Here is a 23934-nt window from a genome sequence, read left to right on the forward strand (position 1 = left end):
GATGCGTTTAGATTCAACTCACGCGCGTACTTCAAAGGCTGAAAAGCTAGCACTAATAGGTGCGTTATGCGTTATTGTGATTTTATTATTGCCATCGGTGAATATGGTTAAAACGCTGCTGATTCAAAGTGGCTTTGTATCTTTACATCAAGACAGTAAAGAAAAAGCCATGCAGCTAGTCAGTGATGTAGTGCGAGCGCCTTTGAATTGGGCTATGGCTGATAGCGACCACCCTCTGTTAAAAATAGACATTAAATACCAAGATTGGTTGTTGCTTGAGAAAGATCGGGATACTGCATTTACGCACGGGCAAATTCCAGAACAAAGAAGCGAGGTGGCTGGGAGTGTATTTTTTGAAAACAAGAAACTAAAAGCGACGATTAGGCTTCAAGGCGATATGTTAGATCATGTGGCGGCATATAATCGTTGGTCATTGCGTGTTGAATTGAAACAGAAGCAGGCTTTATTCTCGGCAAGGCGTTTTTCTTTATTGAGCTCTAATGTTCGAATACATCAAGGGCCTATGCTATTTTCTGAAACGTTAAAGCTGGCGGGCTTTGATATCATCACTCCGACGTATAGGCCTGTAAAAGTGGTAATTAATGGCCAGAACTGGGGCGTAATGATGTTTGAGCAAGCGTTTAGTCAAGATATGCTTGCAACAAATAACCGCACGGAGGGGATGATTGTTCGGTTAGATTTACATCAGCAAACAGCATCAGAAAATTTGCAATTGCAGCGGATATTGAAGCCACGAGTTATTCAAAGAAACACGGTACTGAAAAATGCCAGCCTAAGTAAACAGCGACAAATAGCGTTGGCATTGCTGAGCGACTTTCTTGATGGCAGACGCACTGCGAGTGATGTTTTTGATGTAAAAAGGCTAGGGCAATATTTGGCGACAGTTGATGTATGGGGGGCATGGCATGCGTTAACGTGGAATAATTGGCGTTGGTATTACAATCCACATACAGCGAAGTTAGAGCCAATTCAAAGTGACGTAGCTGTTACCCCCGCTGAGCATCACTGGCTTATGCAGCCACCTTCAAATGACTTTTTGATCAGTAAACAAATGCTCGCAGACCCTCGCGTGAAACATGCCTATAACCAAGCATTACAAACATTAAAACAGCAATTTAGTCGTGGTGAGTTGTTGGCAAAACTGTCACAACGCCAGCAGCATTTTATGCAACGCATTCACACTAGTGCCCCGCTTGTAAATACATTTAATTTAGCATTGCTAGAAAAACAATTACATTGTATTGAAAATGGGTATTTAGATGAGCCTTGTCAAAATATTCAACCGATGGATAGCGCGCTTCATCAACATATGACAAGTATGGTAGCGCAAAGAAGTTGGGACTTGGTGAGTGGTTTTACTAAATCCTCAGGGATATCTGAGGTGACTATACGCAATCCGGATTCGCAGTCTCTTGAAATAAAGGGGATCAGTGGTGTAAATAAATTTGATTTACAGTTTCCACTCGAGAATATAAATGCGCAATTACCGGTAATGCTTACAGCCGGCTCTGAATTGACCTTTTCACTACCGCAGGAGTTAACACAGGTAGAAGTGACTGCGGGTTTAAGTGGTAAAAAGAAAGCACGGTTTACGTTTATAGAGAATATACAGCCATTGAGCTTTATACCAAGACCAACACAGCACTTAAATCTTAAAAAGTATCCATTTATTGAAGTGGCAGAAGGGCACTGGAAAATTAAAACGGGTCATTGGACTATTGATGACTATATTGTCTCTACAGATGATATTGATTTAGTCATTGACGCAGGTACACATTTGACGTTTACCGAAGGTTCGGGGCTTATGATATTTGGAGGAGTGATGTTAAAAGGAGAGCTTGAAGCACCTATTGTCATTACACGTGCTGAAAATGCCTCATATTGGGCCGGAATTTCAGTATTTAATAAAAATAGTCGCTTAGGTTCATCAATCACACATACCCAATTGAGTCATGCAAGTAGTCCTAAATTAGGTTTGTGGCAACCAAGAGGCTCAGCCTATTTTATTGGTGGGAAAGTTAATATAGATGGCTTAAAAATAAGTGACAATTACTCAGAGGATGCACTAAATATCATCAATGGCGATGTCACAATATCGAGGTTATCGATACGAAATGCCTTATCAGATGCATTCGATTGTGATTTTTGTACAGGAAGCGTGAGTAACTCGGCTTTCAATGATGTTGGGGCTCGTTCTGGGGGCGATGGAATTGATGTGAGTGGGTCTAACTTAAAGATAAGTGGTACGCATTTTACTAATATACGTGATAAAGCTATCTCGGCTGGGGAGCGAAGTAAATTAGCGGTATATGATAGTCAGTTTTCTCGGGTGAACTTTGCCTTAGTAGCAAAGGATGACTCAACGATTGTAGGAAGTAAATTAACGGTAATGAACGTAAATCACTATGCGTTAATGAGTTACAGCAAAAAACCATATTTTGGGCCTGCTAAAATGGATATTTCAGAATTTACTTGTAAAGATGTTGGTTGTGGTCAAAAAATGGTGAGTCAAATTGGGAGTATGCTTAGTGTAAATGACAAACAGATAACACCACAGCCTTTAAGCGTTAAAGGGTTGTATCAAACAGTTATGAAATCGGATAAGCCAAAATGACGCAACAAAATAGACGGTTTGAAGTTAAGATACCGATACCATTAAATCGGCTACATAATATTCAAGCATGGCTTAAAACACATTTACTTGGGTTTGAAGAGAGTTTTCCTGAGCGTTATGTTAACAGCCTTTATTTAGATGATGCTCATTTGGAGCGATATGAAGAGAACTTAAGTGGTATTAGTTTTCGCAAGAAAGTTCGAATTCGTTGGTATCATGATTTGGTACAGGCTGAGAAAGCAAAGCTAGAATTTAAACACCGAGAAGCAGGGAAAGGGTATAAAGTAACTTTTCCATTAGATTTTGACTTAGCTAATGGGCAAGGGAGGTGGCCGGACATATTGCGCGTGGCTCATAAGTCGCTGCCCCATCGAGGACAACTGCTATGGGGTAATGAGCAGATGCCGATTTTAGTATGTCGTTATCAAAGACAATACTTTGAGTCAAAATGCCGGCGAATACGGGCGACATTTGATCAAGATATGCATGTGTTTGATCAGCGGTATCATACTAGTCTGAATTTACGTAAGCAGATATCTTTAGGTGCTTATGTGTTGATGGAGCTCAAAACAGACGAGTTATATGAACGTCAGTTGTCGGCGTTGGTAGGGAGTTGTCCGCTAAGACCTTCTCGACATTCAAAATACGTGAATGGCATACGCATGTTGACGTGGTATTAATAGAGCGCATATTTTTAGGATATATGCTGGATTTAAATAGGTAACTAAGGCTTGTTTTGGGCCTTATCGGTTTCATTAATGAGTTTTGCTGGATTTTTTAAAAAAGTACTTTGAAACGAAGGTTAAAACCAGAGTTATTACGTTGTAATTTAAATATAAGAAGATAAAGAACTTATATTTAAATATACATAGGCTAAAAAATCATAAGGGTAATGCTCTCTGCGGCTAAGAGTCTGTTTATACTTGCTGAGTTATTTTCAAATACCTCATCGTGACAGATACCTATACATTTGCAATTGTTGTGAGAAAGATAAAATATTGGCACTAATGTGAATTGAGGCAAGGTGGGTTACGGGTGCCCTTTCTTTGTTTTTCGCCAATGATTGAATGATTTTCATACTTTTTTTACTCGCTCCGTGATAATTCGTATATTCACTTTCTTGGCTGATTAGCTGTAAATAAGCATCTCGTACTTCGATTACACGGGAGGCTAACGGAGAGTTCAAGCGAGACAATGTTATTCTGGAGTTATTTAGAGATTCATCCCAGTATGCAAGGGTATGTTTAGTGTGTCGGATCATTGGTTTCATCATCGGAATGACAACAGCAGGGCTAAACAAATTAAGGTTATAGTTTGTTATTGTATAAAGCTCATTTAACTGAGACACACTTGCAGTGGAAAAATCGGCAAGCTGCTTTGTTAGTAATAGGTCTAAAGTAGTTTGTAGTTGATCAACCTGATTTTGACTGGCAGTGATTAGCTCCTTTATTATTGGGTCTTGTCGAGTGTTCTTTGGGAGTTGAGACAGTACCTGAGAAATGGTGTCATCATGTGTAATTAATGATTTATAAAGCTCATTTGATGCTAAGATTTTCCAGCGTGACGCGTTAGTTGATAAAAATGTTTTGAGTTGACTGACACGTATATAGGCATTGTAAGATTGCACTGCTTCAATAAGGTGTGACACTTGCGCATAAGTTTGTAACTTTTTTAAAGTTTCATCAACTTGTATTGAATTGTTGGACAGTTTAGCTTGGTGTGCGGCTTGTTGTGCCTCAATTATTTGGCCTGCGGCTAAGAGTTGATTTGCATTATTTAATTGCTCTATGCTGCCTTGGATATTCGCGAGATGTATTTTCCATTCATCACTACCGTAATTAACTAATTCAGATAGCACTTTATACTGAGCATTTAAGTCTCTATTTACTTGCGCATTTTGCAATTGAGTTTCAAGTTGCGCAATATGGTTTGGCTTACACCCTGTTATTCCCAGACACAGAGTCAATATCATCAATTTTATTATTTTTATCATCGAGGGTCCTTAATATTGAAACAACAAAATACCAATAACTTGACGTTTTTGCGATGAATAGTTCGATTTTACAGCCGCTTAATGCTTGATAGCAAGCATTCTTTGAGCTAGCCTTATAACTGATAAATATAATAACAAGTGATTTTTTGAACGGTGACCGAAGCTAGCAGTTTAGGGTACATCATTCATCACAGGAGCACGGAGCGGCAGATGTGAACTCTAGAACGATATTTAAGCAATGGACTAATAAATATTCGATAACAACCTCAGTATTGGTATTCCTTGTGTTTAGTGCGATATCACTATTTATATCTACGGGACGGGTGGGTATTGATATTTGGTATGCGAACATGGCTTTTGGACTGCTACTCTCCCTACAAAGCTACCACCATTGGATTAAGCATTGCTTAATCATTTTCAGTAGTAACTTATTACTTTATGTATTAGTTGACAAGATTTCTATGGTCGCGATTATTACTATGCTCAGCAATATTATAGAAGCGGTGTTAATTGCGCTTTTAGTAAAGCAAGCAATGCTTAAAAAAGTTAATGGATATAATGTACTTGAGTTTACTTTATTATTGTATAAAGTTGTTGTTATTCCGAGTGTGTTAGGGGCTTTGTTTTTTGCCTGCGTAGAAGTTAATTTAGGAAACCAACCTTGGTTTTCTGCTTTCAGTACAAAGTTAATAGCAACTGTTTTGGGCGCCGTTTCTATTTTTCCGTTAGGTTACTATATTTGTCATACTAAAAAACAAGGTCAAACTCAATATGAACATAAGTCAATATTTCTTATTGGACTGACTACTGTAATTAATGTTGTTGCATTAAAATATTTACCTTTTCCATACGCTTATACATCACTAGCATTGGTGCTTTCAGCATTATTCATGCCATTCAGTATGGTTTCTATTAATATATTAGTTAATAGTATTGTGAGTTTATACTTCGTTTCAATTGGCCTCATCACGATCACTAAAGGTGAACACGCTGAAACTTTGTTTCTACTGCCTATGCTGATCACCTATATTACGCCAGCACTGCTTTCAGCTGCGTTGACAAGTTATCGGCATACTTACGCTAAATTAACGTCAGCACATGCAACGATTAAACGAATGTATGATTATACGCCAGTTGCTATGCTTTCTATTGATAGTAAAGGCATTGTAAACGCGGTAAGTGAGCAGTGGTTAGATTTACTAGGTTACACAAGGAAAGATGTTTTAGGTCGAAGAGCGATTGATTTTTTAACACCTAACTCACGAGAGTATGCAATTAATTATGTTCTTCCTGAGTTTTTTAAATTGGGTAAAGTTGAAAATATTCGTTATCAAGTCCTGCATAAAAAAGGCATGAGTATTGATGTAGAACTAACCAGTGTTATGGAGCCGGAGTCATTACATTTAGGAAGATACTTTAACTCTTTGGCTGTTATTAAAGACGTAACTACTGAAATCACTTTGACAAAGAAACTAGCACAAGACCGAGAGCTACTGGAAACAACTTTGATGTCAATTGGTGATGGGGTTATTGCTACTGATGTGCATGGTTTAACTCGGTTTGTCAATCCGATAGCAGAAAGTTTACTCGGTGTACGTCGAGGTGAAATGCTGAAAAAACCAGCAGAAAATTATATACATTTAATTGATCGGCATAACGCCACCAGGTTACCGTGTCCGATCAGGCAAGTGCTAGATAGTCGGAAGAAATATACGTTTGAACAAGATGCGATATTAGTGAGCAAGACGGGCGTACAATATAGTATCCAAGATACCACGACGCCAATTGTCAGTTCAAAAGGGGAGTTACAAGGTGTAGTAATGGTGTTTCAGGATGTAACCGAGTTGGTTGCAAGTAATGATAGGATGGCTTACCTTGCTCAGCATGACTCATTAACGGGTCTGCCAAATAGAACGTTAGCACTCGATCGCCTGCATCAAGCATGTAGTAAGCACACTAGGGTGCCACAAGCATTTGCAGTTGCTTTCGTAGATGTGGACAATTTCAAACAAATTAATGACACGCACGGTCATGATACTGGTGATGTCATTTTGCAGACCATCGGGAAAAAGCTAAATACTATTCTAAGATCAAGTGATACGGCTGCGCGCATCGGCGGCGACGAGTTTCTATTGTTACTACATGATGTTGTTGATAGGCAAGCAATTTCACAAGTGTATGACAAGCTTAATACAGCAATATCTGAGCCGATTATAGTGAACAAAAAAGCGGTTTCGGTCTCAGTAAGTATTGGGGTTTGTCTGTTTCCCGATGATGGGACAGCACCCGAATTGTTGCTGAAAAATGCAGATGAAGCAATGTACCATTCAAAATCGCAAGGTCGCAATAGGTTGAGCTTTTATAGTCAATCTGTAGATATCAAGACCTTTAATTATATGTCATTGAGTGACTTTATTTCAGATCCGAGTATTAATTTTAATGAAATATTTTATATTACACCTTTGATAAAAGCGGTTGATCACAGCATTCAAGGAGTAATTATTGGTTATGATTTCTCTAGTGTGTTACCTCAGTGTGAAAGTGCAGATGTATTTACTTTGGCACAAAAGCAAAGGGTGTTTTCTGAATTGAGCCGTAAGTGGTTTTTAGGGTTAAATAAAACATTATCGGGCATAAGGGGAGAGACACTAAAAGATATCACCATTCGAGTTGATGATAGGCACTTGGTCAGCTCAGAGTTTTATTTAGCGATAGAACAAACCTTGGAGTCTTTAAATATAGCGGTTGAGAAAATTGTGTTGAGCTTTAAAGAGTCTGTATTTTTTCATGATAATAAAATAACAATCAGTGCCATAAATAAATTAAAAAACCTTAATATTCGATTAGATGTAAGAGAGTTTGGAGTCAACAGTATATCGTTAGATTTTCTGAATGTAGTCCCTTTAGACTCGGTCACGATTGGTGCTGGTTTAACCTCACAAATGGAGACTGAGCAGCATAATGAAGTACTTGCTTACACGCTGATAAAATTAGCTAAAAGTGTGAACTTAAAGTGCACGGCAGTCACTGTTGCAACATCATATCAAGCAACTTTATTAGAAGCGATGGGGTGCGACTATTTACTGGGGAGCTATTTTTATAAGCCTTTGCCTATCGAACAAATTAATAAACTTATTGATAAGCCATGTAATATAATGTTGGTTAGTTCAGATTACTAGCGCGTTTGTTTAAATCTTGAATTGTCACATATAGACTACATTGTGCCATGGGCTTCGAAAAATAGTACCCTTGAATTCGCTCAATATTCAATTCAGAACATATCGCTACTTGTTGTGCGGACTCAACACCTTCAGCCACGACAGAGATCCGTAATTGGTGCAGCATATGACTCAGCCCTTTGAGAATATGATAGTGCCTAGGGAGTACGTGCACTTTATCAAGCAGCGATTTGTCTAGTTTCACTATATCTATTGGGAAGGTGAGTAAATGAGAAATCGATGAGTATCCGGTACCAAAATCATCTAAGGCAATTAAACATCCAAGTTCTTTGATTGCACTCACACTGTGATGGACAGAGTTATCAGATTCTAGCAGTGCTGTTTCCGTGAGTTCAAAGACGATATTCTCACCTTTTGAGCTGTGTTTAGTTAAGCAATCCTGGATAAATGCAGGCAAATCATGATCGCGTAATTGTAACGGAGATAAATTGATGGTCATGATGATTTCATAACCTAATTTTTTGCTTATTGTGGTTTGTTCAATGATGGCTGTTTCAATAATCCAGCGACCTAAGCTATTAATGAGCCTAGACTCTTCTGCAATATTCATAAACTCTTGCGGGTTAGTTGCTATCTTCGCATTTGGCCATCGAATTAACGCTTCACATGAAATAACTTGACGAGTTTTTGTATCAACAATGGGTTGATAATGCATGGCCAAATCGCCGTGCTCATTGGCGTGACGTAATCCTATTTCGATACGATACTTTCGTTGGAAGTCTCTTTCCATATTATCTTCGAATAAACAGGCTTTATTTTTCCCAAGCTGTTTTGCTCGATACATGGCAATATCTGCATAGCGCATTAGGTCTTCAGCGGTATGCCCATTAAGGGGATGAAGTGCGATACCTATACTGCCTGTGACATGAATATGGCGTTGCTCAATTATAACGGGGTGAGTAACAAGTGTGAGAATTCGCTGGGCAATACGTTCAATATACAAAGGCGAGCTAAAGGAAGTGAGAATAAATGCAAACTCATCACCACCAATGCGCGCCACAAGATCATTTTGCTTTAAAATACCTTTAAATCGTACTGCCATCTCTTGCAATAATGTGTTGCCAATATCATGGCCGAAGCTATCGTTTATATTTTTGAAGTTGTCTAAATCTAATTGCATTACTGCCAAGTTTGCACGGTACGTTCGATTTGCAATAATTGACCGCTGCAGGGCTTCACCAAAATAATAACGGTTGTATAAACCAGTTAAATGGTCATTCTCTGCGAGTTCTTTCACTTGCTGATAGCTGTCAACAAGCTTTTTTTCTAATTCAAAGCGTTTCTTGGCTTGTAATAGAGCACGTTTTAGCTGACCTGCAGTGACCTCTGACTTTAACAAAAAGTCTTGTGCGCCGGCATCGATACTTTTGAGGATGATTGACTCGGAATGCTCATTGCTAATCATCACCACAGCCATTTTATTGAGCCAAGATCGACGCTTTAATTCAAGTAACATTTCAATGCCATTCATTTTAGGCATCATGTAGTCTAACAAAATAACATCAAAATTGTCATTTTCGATTAGGTTGAGTGCCTGCTCTGCAGTGTTGGCCTCAGTGAGCATGTAACCACTGTGTTCGGCACTAATGGAGCGTTGTATCGATTTTATATCAACGATATCATCATCAATGAGGAGTATATTCATGCAACACCTACGCTTTAGGAAGTTTCAGAATTCGCCAATAGCCATCAAGTACATCAATCACATCTAGAAATTGCGTGCTGATATCATCTTTTATAAAATACCCAGCGACATGTTTTTGATAGCTTTGGACTATATCTTGCTCATTGCTTGATGTCGTGAGCACGAATATAACGGAGTCACTTAGTTGTTCGTTGTCTCTAACCGCAGCTAAGAATTCAAGGCCATTCATACGTGGCATTTGTAAATCAAGTAAGATGATAAACGGCTTTTTAATTTTTTCCGTTTGGAGCAATTCAAGTGCATGAACGCCATCAATAGCACGAGTGATGGGGTTGAGAATTTTACGCTTTTTGAAACTGCGAACAATACTCATGTAATCAATATCGTCGTCTTCAACGAGTAAAACGTTAAGATCATGATTCATGCGTGCACTCCAAAGGCAGTATGCTTAAGCACAGAGACTGAAGGCCATGAAATAATAAAAGATGTGCCCACGTCGTTATTGCGGATTGAAATATCCCCCCGTAATTGCGTACTATCTTTTTACAGATAGAAAGTCCAATGCCAGAACCTTCTTGTTGATCTCTGGGCTTTAAGGTTTGAAACATTTCGAAAACTTTCGCATGATACTGCGAGTCTATTCCAGGTCCATCATCGCTGACTGTAATAGTATAAAATCCTCTATTTTCAGAAATATCAACATCAATACTACCGCTTTCGAGATGATGGTGTTTGATGGCATTACTGAGTAAATTTCGCAAAACAATCGTTATGGCATCTTTTTGCATTGAAATAGTTAAATCTTTACAAGTCACGTTAAAAGCATGGTCTACGCTCATCATCTCAAATTGCTCAAACACGAGCTCTTTAAGAGAAAACTCTTCGGTAATTCTTGGTGTTTGGTTGACTCGAGAATAAGTTAACATGTCGTTAAGGAGGCAAGTCATTCTATCAATTCTATTTTTGATTAGACTAAAATGTTCAATAGCGCCGGATGGTAATTCATCTTTGTAATCTTCATCTATCCATGATACGAGTTTTGCAATGGCATTTAATGGGGCTCTTAGATCATGAGAAGCAATGTAAGCAAATTGGTCCAAATCTTGATTTGATTTCTTTAATTGCTTTATTAAATGTTCTCTTTCAGTAATGTCTGTGCAAATACCTAAAATATAGGGGCTGCCGTCTGTGCCTAAAAATCGTTTTTTCCGGGTTAGCAATGTTCTTACGCTATTGTCAGGAAAATTAATTGTTTCAATCGTTTCACTATAGCCATCGGTAAGTGCTTTTTTATCCATAGCTAGAAATTGCTCTGCTTCATCAGGTTGGTAGTCTTCAACAGTGGTATAACCAATCACTTTATCCCTAGAGTTTTCCGGATACATAGAAAGAAAGGCGGCGTTGGCTTTCACGATTTTATAGTGTTCATCTTTGACAAATGCATAGCCCGGTATATTCTCAAATAAGAGGTCATTAAACTCGTTTTGGTCGTAAGGTGTCATATCAAGTAATGTGGATGTTAATTCTGTCTTTTCTTCCATACCTCAATTCCTTAGAGTTAAAAGAGTCTAGAATATCGAGTTTACGCGCTCTATCTTTATGTATAGCCAGTTTTTATTAAAACTCAAAAATGTACGATGATAATTATGTGAAAATGCGACAGATGGCATGTTGTCGGAATGAACAGTAGATCAATAGCTAAAAGAGACTCGGAATGATAGCTATTTCTATTGTTTAGGAATCATAAGTAATGGGTGTGTTTTTTGTAGTAAAAGACTTCGCTCGAATTAAGTGAAGCAGGCTACTTAATAGAGTCAAGCAATGAAGCATATTGATAATAGGCCATTTGACTGAACCGCCTAAATTGCGGAAATGGAAAATAGGGGACAGGTGTTTTATACATAGGTAAATTAGGGGGGTGGTATCCAGCAATTTGTTGTGCGAGCCGAAATGCAGCTTGTGCACTGAAGCTCACCCCAGCACCGCAATACCCTAGAATATAGCCAATGTTTTGATTAAAGTATACATGAGGCATGTCATCAAACGTGGCAGCTATAAATCCACTCCAATAGTAATCGTGGTCAATATTTTTAAGGCATGGGAAGCAAGCTGCTAGTCCTTTTTTAAGGCCATTCAAATATTTAGAGTCATGCTGTTGCGCCGCAAAAACAGCGCCGCGTCCACCAAATAGTATTCGGTTATCGGGTAAAAGGCGATAATAATACTTCAGTGTCCGGGTATCCATAGTGACTTGATGTGTTTTTAAACCTGTTTGAGCAAGCTCACTTTCTGTCAGCGCTCGGGTGACCATGATGCTGCTGAGAATTGGCAGATAACGATTATTGATGTCAGAATGTGTGAGCTTATTATTGTATGCGTTACCTGTATAGATAATATTCTTCGCGGTAATTGAGATGTCATTAATATAGAGCGTGTATGACTTATTTTGTTTTTTGGTATCTTGTACCAAACTATGCTCGTAAATTTTCACACCTGCGTTTAGTGCCATTTCTCTATACCCCAGTACCAATTTGAGTGGATTAACACCAAATCCATCGGTCAATCGCATTGCGCCGTAGGCTTGCACATTACGCATGTAGTGGTTTTGTAGTTGGGATGATGTTAAAAACTCGGCAGAATCCCCTAATTTTTGCATAAACAGGGCTTGCTCATTGAGGTTTTGCATGGCTTTGATATTATGCGCAACTTTTAGGTAGCCATTTTGTTGCTTATCACATTGTATAGCGTGTTGATTTATTAGACTGGCAACGCGCGAAACAGCATTAGAATATTCACTATAAATATCTTTACATGTTTGCATTCCCCATTTTTTAGCAATGTGTGGGTAGCTCAATCGACCTGCTCCTTTCAAAACAAACCCCGCATTTCGGCCACTTGCACCAAAACCAACTTGATTGGCTTCTAGAACACAGCAGCTAATATTGTAGTGCGATGCTAAATAGTAAGCGGTGAGTAAACCACTAAAGCCGCCTCCAACAATGGCAACTTCAAATGTTTGTGGCGTTGTAGGAGGTGATAATGCATCAGGAAGAGATATCGTACTTGTCCAATAACTTTGCGCAAAAGGCTGACCTTGGCAATTGGCATGAGTGAGCGGATCATAATACTTTGGCATATTTCTATATACTAATTAAAACAGTAAAGTCATTTCAGCCGCTTGACATTGACATTGGTTACCGCAAATAGTGCAATAATAGTTGTCAACGAGACAATTCTCTAGCCATCTTTCATCGTGAACTGCGACAAGTTGCCCTCCTGCTTTTGTGAAGTACTTAATTGCCCCATTACCTGGGCTTTGTTTCCACAAATGTGCAACACCCGCAAGAGCTCCTTGTTGGCGCAGTGCGTTTATTGATGCTTGGAGTAGTTTCGGTCCAATCCCTTGTCCTTGCGCAGTCGGTGAAACGGCAATACATTTAAAATAAGCCATTTGAGAGGGTAAAACCGGCCATTCTTTGGGGGTGCACCATTTATCAATTGTCCACTGTTGTGCTGAATAGCTGGTTCTAAAGCCAAGTAATTGCTCATTGTTATCGAGTGCGACGAAGCAGGCATTGATACCGTGCTTAGTTCCCATATCACACATCTTTTCTAGTCCCAGCCGATCTAAATAGTTTTCTCCATGGACTAAGTTTGCCAATGTGATCACGTCTTCATAGTGTTTATGTGTGATTGGAGTAATGATCATAATTAGGACCCTTCAAACTGCATTTATTAACCATACTGCTAAATGAATAATAAATCTTTAATAAATTTATGATATTTGTGAATTTTTTTAATTTTTAATTTTTATAACTGAATCAGCTGATTACACGATTTTTTAACAGTTCTGGTCCCTTTTGGTAGGTCTTTCTTATCATACACAATGATATTGGCTTATTGACAGCGATGTCATTGTGTTAATAATGTAAATTGCTTGTGTCTTTCTCAAGTTGGGTACATGCAAAACAACATGACAAAAGGGAAATAAAAAAATGCATAAATTAATTTTAACGGCTTTGGCTGTAAATATAGCAGTGGCAACAAATACGCACGCTATGACAATCAAACCTGATCCACAAAATCCGACGGGTTATATTGTCTCTGGTACAGAATTAACCTCAGCTGAAAACAGACTAACAATCGATCCTATGTACGATGTTTGGGCGAAAGCGCTTGAAACGAGAAGCAATGATATCGTAGAAGCAATTGTGCCAAATCGGGCTGGAAACCCAGTGAATGTTAAACGTGTAGAACGCGTATTCCCGCAATCACAGTGGGACTTTTTAACCGCAATGGCAGCGCCTGAATACACATATACTCGATTTTTAAGAGCGATAGGTAAGTTCCCTGCATTTTGTGGAGATTACACAGATGGTAGAGATGCAGACAAAATATGTGAAAAGTCCATTGTAACTGCATTTGCCCACTTTGCTCAAGAAACTGGCGGCCATATAGCAAAAGATAATGTGTCAGATAACCCTCAAGGACTGGAAGAATGGCAGCAAGCACTTGTGCATGTCAGAGAGATGGGGTGGTCAGAAGGGCAGCCGGGTTATACTACAGGTTGTGGCCAAAATGATTGGCAAAATCAACGTTGGCCCTGCGCACAGGGTCAAGGTTACTTTGGACGAGGCGCAAAGCAGTTATCGTACCATTTTAACTACGGGGCTTTTTCTGAAGTGATGTATGACGGAGATGCAACCGTATTACTGAATAATCCAGGTTTGGTAGCTTATTCATGGCTAAACTTGGCTTCTGCGGTATGGTTTTTCTTAACCCCTCAAGCTCCAAAGCCTGCGATGTTGCATGTAATCGACCGAACTTGGACTCCTTCGCAAAGAGAGCTTGCTGCTGGGATTGGCTATGGGTTTGGTACTACCATCAATGTTATCAATGGCGGCATTGAATGTGGTGAACAAAATAAAAATAAAGGGCAGCCAGTCAACCGTATTCGTTATTGGGAAGGGTTAGCAAACCATTATAATATTCCTATCGAAACGGATGAAGAAAACACCTGTTGGCAGCAAATGCCGTATGGCAGCTTGAATTTAGATGGTGCGACGGATGTATTGTTTACTAACTGGGATGGAAACTGGACTTATCATGCCGATAGGCCTGGAGGCTTCTCGTTTGAGTGTAAACTCGTTGGATATCAAACTGCTTATTCTGCGTTAAAAGCAGGTGATTATAATAAGTGTGTTACTAATTATTATGGGTCGCATATAGGCTGGCCAGAAGTACGAGTAGTGCCGCATATCGAGCCCCCTGTAGATGTCCCGCCTGTTGACGGTGTTGCAGCTTGGAACGTAAATAAGGTATACCTAAAAGGTGAGCAGGTCAGTCACGAAAAAGCAATTTATGAGGCCAAGTGGTGGACCAAAGGAAATATACCTGAGCGAAATAAAGGTCCTTGGAAGTTTATTAAAGCAATTCCTTAAGGCTGTAACATCAATAAGCCGATAACTGAGTATCGGCTTATTGAGATAGACATTAGTTTAAGAGGGTTTGAACTGTGTTATTACCTTCTTTATCGGTAAATTTAAATACGAAGTCATCTTTGCCATCAGAATTAATGTCGACCAGTAGGATATCATTGCTATTTTTTGGGAGTTTATGTTTTATTCTGGTGCGTTTTTTACTCAGTAAAGCGTCTTCTTTACCGTGAAAAATACTGAGTGTCCTGCTAGAGCTACGCAGAATTGCATCATGTTTTCCATCGCCGTTTACATCACCAATAAATAAAGAGATTATTCTATCGTCGCCGTTCATATTAATTTCCATTTCAACTTCTTTTTCTAAAGTCGGCTCTGGTGGGAAATATTGATTATGTTGCTGGTAAAATCCAACGTCAATATCTATGTCTGTACTGCCTCCGCCCAAAGCCATTGCCGCGATAGTGCCAAAACCAATATCAGCTTGTAGTTTTTGCAATTCAATTTTTCCATCACCATTAAAGTCGTGTTCAAACCTTAATTGCCCTGTCCCATTAGTTGTTGGTAATGCCACTAAGCTTGTTTCGAATTGACCACCGGGCTTTCCCTGGTAAAGAGCATAACTGGTATCCACTTTAATAGCGTCCATACCTTTGGTACGCGGTGCCTGACGGGTTACTAAATCAACAAACCCATCATTATTGATGTCTTTTAATGCGTAAATTCTGCGTTTACCGCCGCCTTCTAATTGACCGAGTTGCACTGGGAGCGTTAAGTTTGATAATTGTTTGGCGTATCCAGTATTGGTTGCATACAGTACTTGTGCTTGATATCGGGTATGAAACAATAAGTCGAGTTTACCATCCTGATTAAGATCAATGACTTGAGGTGCAGGGTTTAATTCAATTTCGACTTCGAGTCGGCTGCCTTTAAAGTACCCAGATAAATCGGATTGTTTGGTAAACGAATGGGCATCGAATGTCCCTGTTTTTGACTGAATATATAGCGTGGAGTGACTAATACCGGGTAGCATGATATCACTTAATCCATCGTCATTGGCGTCTAAAACAAAATCTACTTTATTGAAATTCCTTACTTTTAAATGAGTAAAGAGGGATTGAGCTGAAATCAATGTTTTGTAGCTACCTTTGTGGCTACTAACGATACCATCAGGGGTTAACACCCAGGCTTGGGGGTGAGTATGATTTGCTGATGTTGCATAATCAAAACCAATGGCATGTTTTGGTATTGATAATTCATGACTGGTGTTATTTTTAACATCAATAACAGCAAGTTGTTTAGCTTCATTATTGAAGGCATAAAGTATTTCAGATTGAGTACTCACTAATGGCTTCGAGGTTTTTATTGCAATAGGTTGGGAGGCGAATAAGCTTGAGCTGACCAAGGCTGCAGTAGCGGTAAGTATTAAGCGTGTCATGATTCTCACTACGAAGATAATTATTGTTATTGTGTTTATAGTATTGGCTAAATTTTAACGGCAAACAATTCAATACTTGTAAGAAGCTGTTACAAAGCGAATTCGATTGTTTAGAAGTAAGCTCGCTGTGAAACTTAAAAAAAGTTACAATTACGTCTGAATTTTATTTTAGTTAGGGGTCTTCAGTGCACGCTGACCGTCAATCTGTTGAAGCTATTATTGCTAGCTTGATACACATGTTCTCACACCAGCAATATGCTGACAAAGTGATTGAGCAAACGCTTGCTCAGCATCCTTTTTGGGACTTAAAAAGTAAAGAACGTTATGTTACGGATGTTTATAATGTACTGCGATTTCGTCGTAAATTAGATTGCGCGATGGGAAGTACCCAAAGTCAGAATGTAGAGTTCTATGCTTGGCAGCTTTGGGTAGCTATGAAACTACTCGACGGTGTGGTATTGCCTGAATGGCCGGAAGTGGTCCGAGTTTCTAGCGAGCAACTCAAACAGAACTTGGCGCAAGCTACCGATGCACAGCAATACTCATACCCCGATTGGCTTTGGCAAAAAGGCCTAGATGAGTTAGGCGAACAATGGACAACCGTGGCGCAAGCTCTAAATCAGTCGGCTAAAACTTATTTGCGCACCAATACTTTAAAGGTTGATAGCAATACGCTGAGACAGACGTTGAGCAAATCAAATATAGAGACCCAAGTGCTGCCGGAGGCCGGACTTGAAGTAACACAGTATGGCCCATTATTTAAGACCAATGCATTTCAAAGTGGGTGGTTTGAAATGCAGGATGCGGGTTCACAAAAAGTAGCTTTGTTATTAGATGTGAAACCAGGACATCGGGTGGTCGATGCATGCGCAGGTGCTGGTGGGAAAAGCTTACATATTGCAGCATTAATGCAAAATAAAGGTTATATATTATCGATGGATATTCAGCAACATAAGTTAGATACGCTGAAAAAGCGGGCCAAGCGAGCTGGCGTACACACGCTTGAAACCCGTTTAATTAAAAATAGTAAGACAATAAAGCGACTGAAAGAAAAGTTTGATCGTGTTTTGTTGGATGTACCCTGCTCGGGTATTGGTGTGCTGCGTCGCAATCCAGATGCAAAATGGCATCTTAATAGTAATAGTGTAGATAATTTGATCACATTACAAAGTGAAATATTACAGCGATACAGCCAAATGTGTAAAATTGGTGGGCGATTAGTATATGCCACTTGCTCTATATTACCGAGTGAAAACCAACTACAAGTAACCCAGTTTTTAGCTGAAAATAAAGCTTTTAAACTCATTGAAGAGCAGACTTTATTGCCAGGGTATACTTCCGAATATGATGGGTTTTATATGGCCGCAATGGAACGAATTTCATAGCAGCCTTATTGTGTCATTAGTATCGATGCGACGCTCGCGATTGAGCAGAGATTATTGAGCCACCGCACCTGTAGGTGGCTTTTGAGTAGCATCCCCCAATTTTGCACCTGCCAGTAACCATGCCGTATAAATATGCGCCACAACCGCTAAACATAGTAGCATAAGCAGTATTATGCCAAAGGGCTGTTCTTTGGTTGATTTTATCGGAATCACCACGGGTGTAAGAATGGTGATCAAAGGTGCGTAAGCCTTTGGGTTAAAAATATTGAGTAGCAAACCATACAAAAAGTCGCTACCACATAACAAAAATAACACAGGGGGCATAGAATGTGTTTGCTTGAGAAATGTACTAAGCCCAATCCCCACGGTGATCATTGCAAGTAAGAACCCAACAAGAATGCTCAATAAAAAGGGCTGGCTTTGTCTGTACCCAAAACGAGTGACAGATGCAAATAGGGATATGGGCCCGGACTTCCAAAAAGCACAAGAGTCGTGGGCACAAATGAGTATATAGCTTGTTGCATACTTGCTCCTAGCAATGTCCCAGTAGCAGAGCATATTATGCTAAAAGTTCGGAGTCATATGCAGCAGTGAGTGAATATCTGTGTTAAATGGAGAGGTTAGGCAAGTGGCGAGAATAAACATCTGTATATAAGAATTTAAACGAAATGCAGTCATTCAATAATTGTATTATTCATTTATTAACAATAGCTTAAATGTATGACGATATGTCAAATAAGCCAATGATATTGACTTACTTATTGTGAATTAACAGTCTCAATTTTTGAAAAATATCGTTCATTCTGTTTATAAAAAATAGCTTCACGCTGTTGCAGTACCAATTGTGGCGAGAACATTGGGTGAGTCGCTGCCATAGTGTACGAAAAGAATGTTTGGAAGTGGCATATGAAGAATGTAGGTGGTTTACTATTATTAGCGGCTATATGGGGCGGCTCTTTTTTGTTTATACGCATTGCGGTTCCAGCATTTGGGCCAGTGATGTTAATGGAGTTTCGTGTATTATTGGGGGCTATTTTTTTATCTGCTGTGGGGATAACTTTAAAGCAACAACCGCAGCTTTGGAAGAGGAAGGAGCACTACCTTATTTTAGGCTGGTTTAATTCTGCATTGCCTTTTTTGCTTTTTGCATATGCGGCGCAGACAATTGAAGTATCTACGCTGGCTATATTGAATGCTACGGCCCCTTTCTGGGGGGGATGTATTGGCTATATATTCTGTAAAGAGGGAGTCGCTGAAGCAAGCTTGTTTGGGTGTGTATTTGGCTTAATTGGGTTTTCGGTTTTAGTCGGGGTTGATCTTAATGACCAGCAAGATGTATCTTATTTACCGACCTTTGCCACACTTGGTGCAACTTTGAGTTACGCCATCGCGTCGCATTACACTAAAGCGTCGGCGAATGTGGGGGCATTAAATAATGCACATGGCAGTCTTTGGGGCGCTGTCATACTCATCATCCCATTTATATTCTTGTTCCCCTATAATATCAAGGCTGACACGCAAGTTGTCTGGTCTGTACTCTTTCTTGGTCTTATCTGTACTGGCGCAGCCTATATTCTTTATTTTAAACTAATAAACTCTATGGGGGCACAGTCGGCTTTGTCGGTGACATTCTTGATCCCATTATTTGGTGTGTTATGGGGATATTTAGTACTTGATGAAGCATTAACTATGTATACGTTCATTGGTGGCGCATTCATATTAGTGGGGGTTGGGTTAGTGACTGGATTATCTCAGCAGGTGTGCAAAGGTGTGATGTTTAAGCTGTGTTTTCGGTAAAACGATAAAAGGGCCTTGCGGCCCTTTGGTGAAGTATCGTTCAAGTTAGTGTGATAGCCTTAACCCCTTAAGGCTATCAACCAATTGTTTTGCAACTGTGTCAGTTTATCTCGTTAAGTTTCTAAGCTAGCGAGAGGAAAAACCCTGCAATTGCGGCGCTCATTAGGTTAGCCATTGACCCTGCTAAAACCGCCCTGAGCCCTAAGCGTGCGATATCCTTTCTTCGACTTGGCGCCATACCGCCGAGTCCGCCTAGTAAGATAGCAATCGATGATAAGTTAGCAAATCCACATAACGCGAATGTGACAATCGCCTGTGTATGTTCACTTAACGTATCTCGATAATTCATAAAGTCTAGGTAAGCAACAAATTCGTTAACTACCAACTTCTGGCCGATAAAACTACCGGCTGTTACAGCTTCATGCCACGGTACGCCGATTAACCAAGCGACGGGAGCAAAGATGTAACCTAAAATTTCTTGTAATGTTAATGTTGGGTGGTCAAACAAACTCCCAATGTTGCCCAATAACCCATTTAACAATGCGATTAAAGCCACAAATGCTAACAACATAGCGCCAACGTTTAATGCTAAATGCATACCGCTTGAGGCTCCGCCTGCCGCTGCATCAATGACATTAACTGGCTTGTCTTCATTTGCATTCACATCGGCTAAATTCTCTTTTGGCGTTTCAGTTTCTGGCACGATCATTTTAGCCATTAAGAAACCACCAGGCGCGGCCATGAAGCTGGCTGCAATTAAGTATTTTAACTCGACACCAATCGCCACATAACCTGCCATTACGGAGCCTGCAACTGTGGCCAATCCGCCAACCATTACCGCAAACAACTCCGATTTTGTCATGCTCGGTATAAATGGTTTTACAATTAATGGGGCTTCAGTTTGACCCACAAATATATTAGCTGTAGCTGACAGTGATTCAGGACGTGATGTTTTCAGCAGTTTTTGCATGCCGCCGCCCAAAATCTTAATCATCCACTCCATAATGCCAATGTGGTACAACACCGCAACCAACGCAGAGAAGAAGACAATTACTGGTAATACTTGAACTGCAAAAATAAAACCAAGCGCTTCTTTATCGGCAAGAGAGCCGAAGAGAAATCCGATCCCATCATTTGCGTAGCCTATAACTGCAGATACACCAGATGAAATACTTGCTAATACGTTCTTGCCTGCTTCTACAAACAAGATAAATCCACCGATAAGTATTTGCATAGCAAATGCAATACCGACAGTTCTTTTGTTGATTGCACTACGGTCGGTTGAAAAACCGTATGCAACGCTAAGCAGCATAAACATGCCGACCAAGCTCATTATTGTTGTCATGCCAGAAAGTCCCGTTTTATTCTTGCAGTAAATATTTTATTTTACTTTTAATTATATCAATCGCAACGCGATTCATACCGCCACGGGTAACTACCAAGTCAGCATTGTGCTTAGAAGGCTCAATAAACTGATAAAACATAGGTCTTACCGTCGCTTGGTACTGTTCAACCACTGACGGCAAGCTTCTACCGCGCTGCTCGATGTCTCGTTGCATTCGGCGTAGTAGACAAATATCTAATGGTGTATCAATAAACACCTTAATATCGAATTCTTCACTAAGTGCTGAATCACTAAGTAACAAAATACCTTCAATAATCAATATTTTTGCAGGTATTACAGTGCGAGTTTCGCTGCTGCGTGTATGTTGAGCATAGTCGTACGTCGGCACCTCTATAGATTCGCCTCGTCTTAGTTGCTCTAAATGTTGACGTAGTAAATCATGTTCAAACGCATCTGGATGGTCATAATTTGTTTGAGTTCTATGTTCAAACGGAAGATGCGATTGATCTTTGTAATAAGCGTCTTCTTCTATAATTGCAATGGCGCCTGATTCTAATTCATTAACCAATTCATTATAAATTGTTTGTGTAAAGAGAGATTTGCCAGACGCAGATGCGCCAGCAATAGCTATAATTGTTCGTGTCACTAAAGTTCACACCCAGCTGTCGTTAACGTTGGAAGATCACAATAGCAAAAAAGACACGATTAATCTCTTTTGCTTCGCTTAGGTTGCAAATTTAGCGACTTTATCAAAGACACAACAGGACTTTTGTCCTGTGAGACAAAACAAGACGCGTCATGAAGTTTATGAATTTTGTTATGCTTTTATGACAGCGGACTTATGTCCTGTAAATTATTGCAGTGCAACAATAAAGTAGCAATCACTGAGAGCGTGACAAGCATAGTGACGCATTTTAAATTTACTCAGTCAGTTTATTAAAGAGGTGAGATATGGCAAGAGCAATCATACTAATGGCAGATAGCCTAGGCGTGGGTGCTGCACCAGATGCAGAAAAATTTGGCGATGTAGGTTCAAATACACTTGCCCACCTTTTAAAAGCGTATAAACAAGAAACAGGTAAAGCACTGCCGTTACCTAACTTGACAAGGTTAGGGTTGGTTGATGCATGTGAAGCGGCTGGTAAGCAAACATGTGATGTTGCAGAGCGTCAGGCTCCTGAAGCCGCTTGGGGTTATGCAAAAGAGCTTTCAAGCGGTAAAGATACACCTTCTGGTCATTGGGAAATGGCGGGAGTACCTGTGTTATTTGAGTGGGGGTATTTTCCAAATACCACGCCTTGTTTTCCGCAGACGTTTATTGATGAATTGTGTAAGCGAGCAAATATTCCAGGCATTTTAGGAAATTGCTACGCATCAGGCACAACTATTTTAGAGCAATTGGGTGAAGAGCATGTGAAAACGGGCATGCCAATTTGTTACACCTCAGTTGACAGCGTTTTTCAAATAGCCGCTCATGAGCAATCGTTCGGTCTTGACAAGCTTTATCAGGTATGTGACATCGCACGGGCACTGCTTGATGAAATGAATATAGGACGAGTGATAGCGCGGCCGTTTATAGGCACTTCGAGTGCCGACTTTATTCGTACTGGTAATCGTAGAGATTACTCAGTATTGCCTCCAGCTCCCACCTTACTAGATAAGTTGGCTGCAGACGGTGGTGAAGTGATCAGCATAGGTAAAATTGCAGATGTTTATGCACATCAAGGTATTACTCAGAAGCATAAAGCACCTGGATTGATGAATTTACTAGAAAAAACATCTGAATTAATGGATTCAGCGCCTGATCACAGTTTAATTTTTACAAATCTAGTGGACTTTGATGAAAAGTTTGGTCATCGACGTAAGCCGGTCGGATATGCCGAAGCGCTAAAGCAGTTCGATGATTATTTACCAACTATACTAGAAAAACTTGGTACCAATGACTTGTTGATAATTACAGCTGACCATGGTTGTGATCCAACGGCACCAGGAACTGATCATACTCGCGAATATGTGCCAGTATTGGCTTATGCTAAAGGTATGAATAATACTCCGTTAGGAGAAAGACAAAGTTTTGCAGACATAGGTCAAACACTTGCCCAGTGGTTTAATTTATCTGCGCTTGAGTATGGTGATGGCTTTATGGCCTCACTTAACAAAGCATAAAGAAGGAAATAGGTGATGAGCACTCCTCATATTAACGCAAATAGTGGTGATTTTGCTGAAACGGTATTAATGCCAGGTGATCCACTTCGCGCTAAGTACATTGCAGAGCACTTTTTAGAAGATGCGCGCCAGGTGACTGGTGTTCGTAACATGTTTGGTTTTACAGGGACATATAATGGTAAACCTGTGAGCATCATGGGCTCAGGCATGGGGATCCCGTCGATGTCAATTTATGCGCGTGAGCTTATTGTGAGTTACGGTGTAAAAAACCTTATTAGAATAGGTACTTGTGGCGGAATTAGTCAGGATATAAAAATCCGTGATGTGATATTTGCACAAGGTGCTAGCACGGATTCTAACGTAAACCGTACTCGTGTACGAGGTTATGATTTTGCTGCAATTGCTGACTTTGGATTACTGGAAAATGGCATTAATTCAGCTCGAAAATTGGGTATTGAAGCGAAAGTTGGTAACGTCTTTACGACTGACACGTTCTATCAGGCTGATGACTCATTTTATCAAGAGTTAGATAAGCTTGGTATTATGGCTGTCGATATGGAAACGGCTGGTATGTATGGTGTAGCAGCTGAATATGGTGCTAAAGCGATGGCTTTATTTACGGTAAGTGACCATGTCATTACAGGTGAAGCAACGCCAGCCGAAGAGCGTCAAAGTACCTTCAATGAAATGGTAAAAATCGCTTTAGAATCTGTATAAAAAAAATTTAGCTTAGTAAGATAACTTACTTAAGCAAAACCGTTCCTTGGTAACGTAATCGCAGAGTTTTGGAGACACGCCTAAAACAAAGCGAATCACACCCAAAAAGCCGCACCTAGTGCGGTTTTTTTTTCGACTA

Annotated in this window: 18 protein-coding genes; 8 read left to right on the forward strand and 10 right to left on the reverse strand. The window is 39.9% G+C overall.

Annotation, left to right across the window (positions count from 1 at the left end):
* The first annotated feature begins 1 nt into the window (after nucleotide 1).
* Together J8L97_RS07200 and J8L97_RS07205 are read left to right on the forward strand one after the other, a co-directional pair.
* Nucleotides 2–2635: a CotH kinase family protein gene (locus tag J8L97_RS07200; protein ID WP_211048428.1), complete on the forward strand. Its 2634-nt coding sequence runs from the start codon at nucleotides 2–4 to the stop codon at nucleotides 2633–2635.
* Nucleotides 2632–3315, forward strand: a complete 684-nt coding sequence (locus tag J8L97_RS07205) for a polyphosphate polymerase domain-containing protein (protein WP_210995182.1) — start codon at nucleotides 2632–2634, stop codon at nucleotides 3313–3315. The genes J8L97_RS07200 and J8L97_RS07205 overlap by 4 nt, the downstream gene beginning before the upstream one ends.
* A gap of 266 nt (nucleotides 3316–3581) precedes the next feature.
* Here J8L97_RS07205 and J8L97_RS07210 read toward each other — a convergent pair whose 3' ends face one another.
* Complete coding sequence (locus tag J8L97_RS07210) at nucleotides 3582–4628, reverse strand: hypothetical protein (protein WP_211048431.1); 1047 nt, start codon at nucleotides 4626–4628, stop codon at nucleotides 3582–3584.
* Between the two features lie 212 nt (nucleotides 4629–4840).
* Here J8L97_RS07210 and J8L97_RS07215 point away from each other — a divergent pair, with 212 nt between their 5' ends.
* Entirely contained in the window at nucleotides 4841–7807 is a 2967-nt protein-coding gene (locus J8L97_RS07215; RefSeq protein WP_211048433.1) for a diguanylate cyclase domain-containing protein, read from the forward strand.
* On the opposite strand, the gene J8L97_RS07220 is transcribed toward J8L97_RS07215, so the two are convergent.
* From J8L97_RS07220 to J8L97_RS07240, 5 genes are all read right to left on the reverse strand, one after another.
* A complete protein-coding gene (locus J8L97_RS07220) occupies nucleotides 7791–9512 on the reverse strand; it encodes a bifunctional diguanylate cyclase/phosphodiesterase (protein WP_211048435.1) in 1722 nt (573 codons plus the stop codon). The genes J8L97_RS07215 and J8L97_RS07220 overlap by 17 nt on opposite strands.
* 7 nt (nucleotides 9513–9519) lie before the next feature.
* Complete coding sequence (locus tag J8L97_RS07225) at nucleotides 9520–9936, reverse strand: response regulator (RefSeq protein WP_210995186.1); 417 nt, start codon at nucleotides 9934–9936, stop codon at nucleotides 9520–9522.
* Nucleotides 9926–11053 carry a PAS domain-containing sensor histidine kinase gene (locus tag J8L97_RS07230; protein ID WP_247688568.1) on the reverse strand — a complete coding sequence of 376 codons (1128 nt, stop codon included), beginning with the start codon at nucleotides 11051–11053 and terminating at the stop codon, nucleotides 9926–9928. The genes J8L97_RS07225 and J8L97_RS07230 overlap by 11 nt, the downstream gene beginning before the upstream one ends.
* Nucleotides 11054–11313: 260 nt before the next feature.
* A complete protein-coding gene (locus J8L97_RS07235; protein ID WP_211048437.1) occupies nucleotides 11314–12648 on the reverse strand; it encodes an FAD-binding oxidoreductase in 1335 nt (444 codons plus the stop codon).
* Nucleotides 12649–12663: 15 nt separating this feature from the next.
* Nucleotides 12664–13221, reverse strand: coding sequence for a GNAT family N-acetyltransferase (locus J8L97_RS07240; protein WP_211048439.1), 558 nt, complete (start codon nucleotides 13219–13221; stop codon nucleotides 12664–12666).
* A 286-nt stretch (nucleotides 13222–13507) separates the two neighbouring features.
* On the opposite strand from J8L97_RS07240, the gene J8L97_RS07245 reads away from it, so the two are divergent.
* Nucleotides 13508–14953, forward strand: coding sequence for a chitinase (locus J8L97_RS07245; RefSeq protein ID WP_211048441.1), 1446 nt, complete (start codon nucleotides 13508–13510; stop codon nucleotides 14951–14953).
* A 52-nt stretch (nucleotides 14954–15005) separates the two neighbouring features.
* Here the strand turns inward: J8L97_RS07245 and J8L97_RS07250 are convergent, their stop codons facing one another.
* Complete coding sequence (locus J8L97_RS07250) at nucleotides 15006–16385, reverse strand: VCBS repeat-containing protein (protein ID WP_211048443.1); 1380 nt, start codon at nucleotides 16383–16385, stop codon at nucleotides 15006–15008.
* A gap of 185 nt (nucleotides 16386–16570) precedes the next feature.
* Between J8L97_RS07250 and J8L97_RS07255 the strand changes: the two genes are divergently transcribed.
* A complete protein-coding gene (locus tag J8L97_RS07255; protein ID WP_312037134.1) occupies nucleotides 16571–17770 on the forward strand; it encodes an RsmB/NOP family class I SAM-dependent RNA methyltransferase in 1200 nt (399 codons plus the stop codon).
* Nucleotides 17771–17821: 51 nt separating this feature from the next.
* On the opposite strand, the gene J8L97_RS07260 is transcribed toward J8L97_RS07255, so the two are convergent.
* Entirely contained in the window at nucleotides 17822–18175 is a 354-nt protein-coding gene (locus J8L97_RS07260; RefSeq protein WP_211048445.1) for a hypothetical protein, read from the reverse strand.
* Nucleotides 18176–18676: 501 nt separating this feature from the next.
* Between J8L97_RS07260 and J8L97_RS07265 the strand changes: the two genes are divergently transcribed.
* The gene (locus J8L97_RS07265) at nucleotides 18677–19567 is read left to right on the forward strand and encodes a DMT family transporter (RefSeq protein WP_211048447.1); all 891 of its coding nucleotides are present in this window, start codon (nucleotides 18677–18679) and stop codon (nucleotides 19565–19567) included.
* A 121-nt stretch (nucleotides 19568–19688) separates the two neighbouring features.
* Here J8L97_RS07265 and J8L97_RS07270 read toward each other — a convergent pair whose 3' ends face one another.
* Together J8L97_RS07270 and udk are read right to left on the reverse strand one after the other, a co-directional pair.
* The gene (locus J8L97_RS07270; RefSeq protein ID WP_192509738.1) at nucleotides 19689–20912 is read right to left on the reverse strand and encodes a NupC/NupG family nucleoside CNT transporter; all 1224 of its coding nucleotides are present in this window, start codon (nucleotides 20910–20912) and stop codon (nucleotides 19689–19691) included.
* A gap of 16 nt (nucleotides 20913–20928) precedes the next feature.
* Nucleotides 20929–21558: a uridine kinase gene (udk, locus tag J8L97_RS07275; RefSeq protein WP_192509739.1), complete on the reverse strand. Its 630-nt coding sequence runs from the start codon at nucleotides 21556–21558 to the stop codon at nucleotides 20929–20931.
* 305 nt (nucleotides 21559–21863) lie between these two features.
* Here udk and J8L97_RS07280 point away from each other — a divergent pair, with 305 nt between their 5' ends.
* Nucleotides 21864–23078, forward strand: a complete 1215-nt coding sequence (locus J8L97_RS07280; protein ID WP_211048450.1) for a phosphopentomutase — start codon at nucleotides 21864–21866, stop codon at nucleotides 23076–23078.
* 15 nt (nucleotides 23079–23093) lie between these two features.
* Nucleotides 23094–23795 carry a purine-nucleoside phosphorylase gene (deoD, locus tag J8L97_RS07285; protein WP_192509741.1) on the forward strand — a complete coding sequence of 234 codons (702 nt, stop codon included), beginning with the start codon at nucleotides 23094–23096 and terminating at the stop codon, nucleotides 23793–23795.
* The last annotated feature ends 139 nt before the right edge of the window (nucleotides 23796–23934 follow it).

This window comes from Pseudoalteromonas sp. MMG012 (genome assembly GCF_018100875.1).
Classification (GTDB): Bacteria; Pseudomonadota; Gammaproteobacteria; order Enterobacterales; family Alteromonadaceae; genus Pseudoalteromonas; species Pseudoalteromonas aurantia.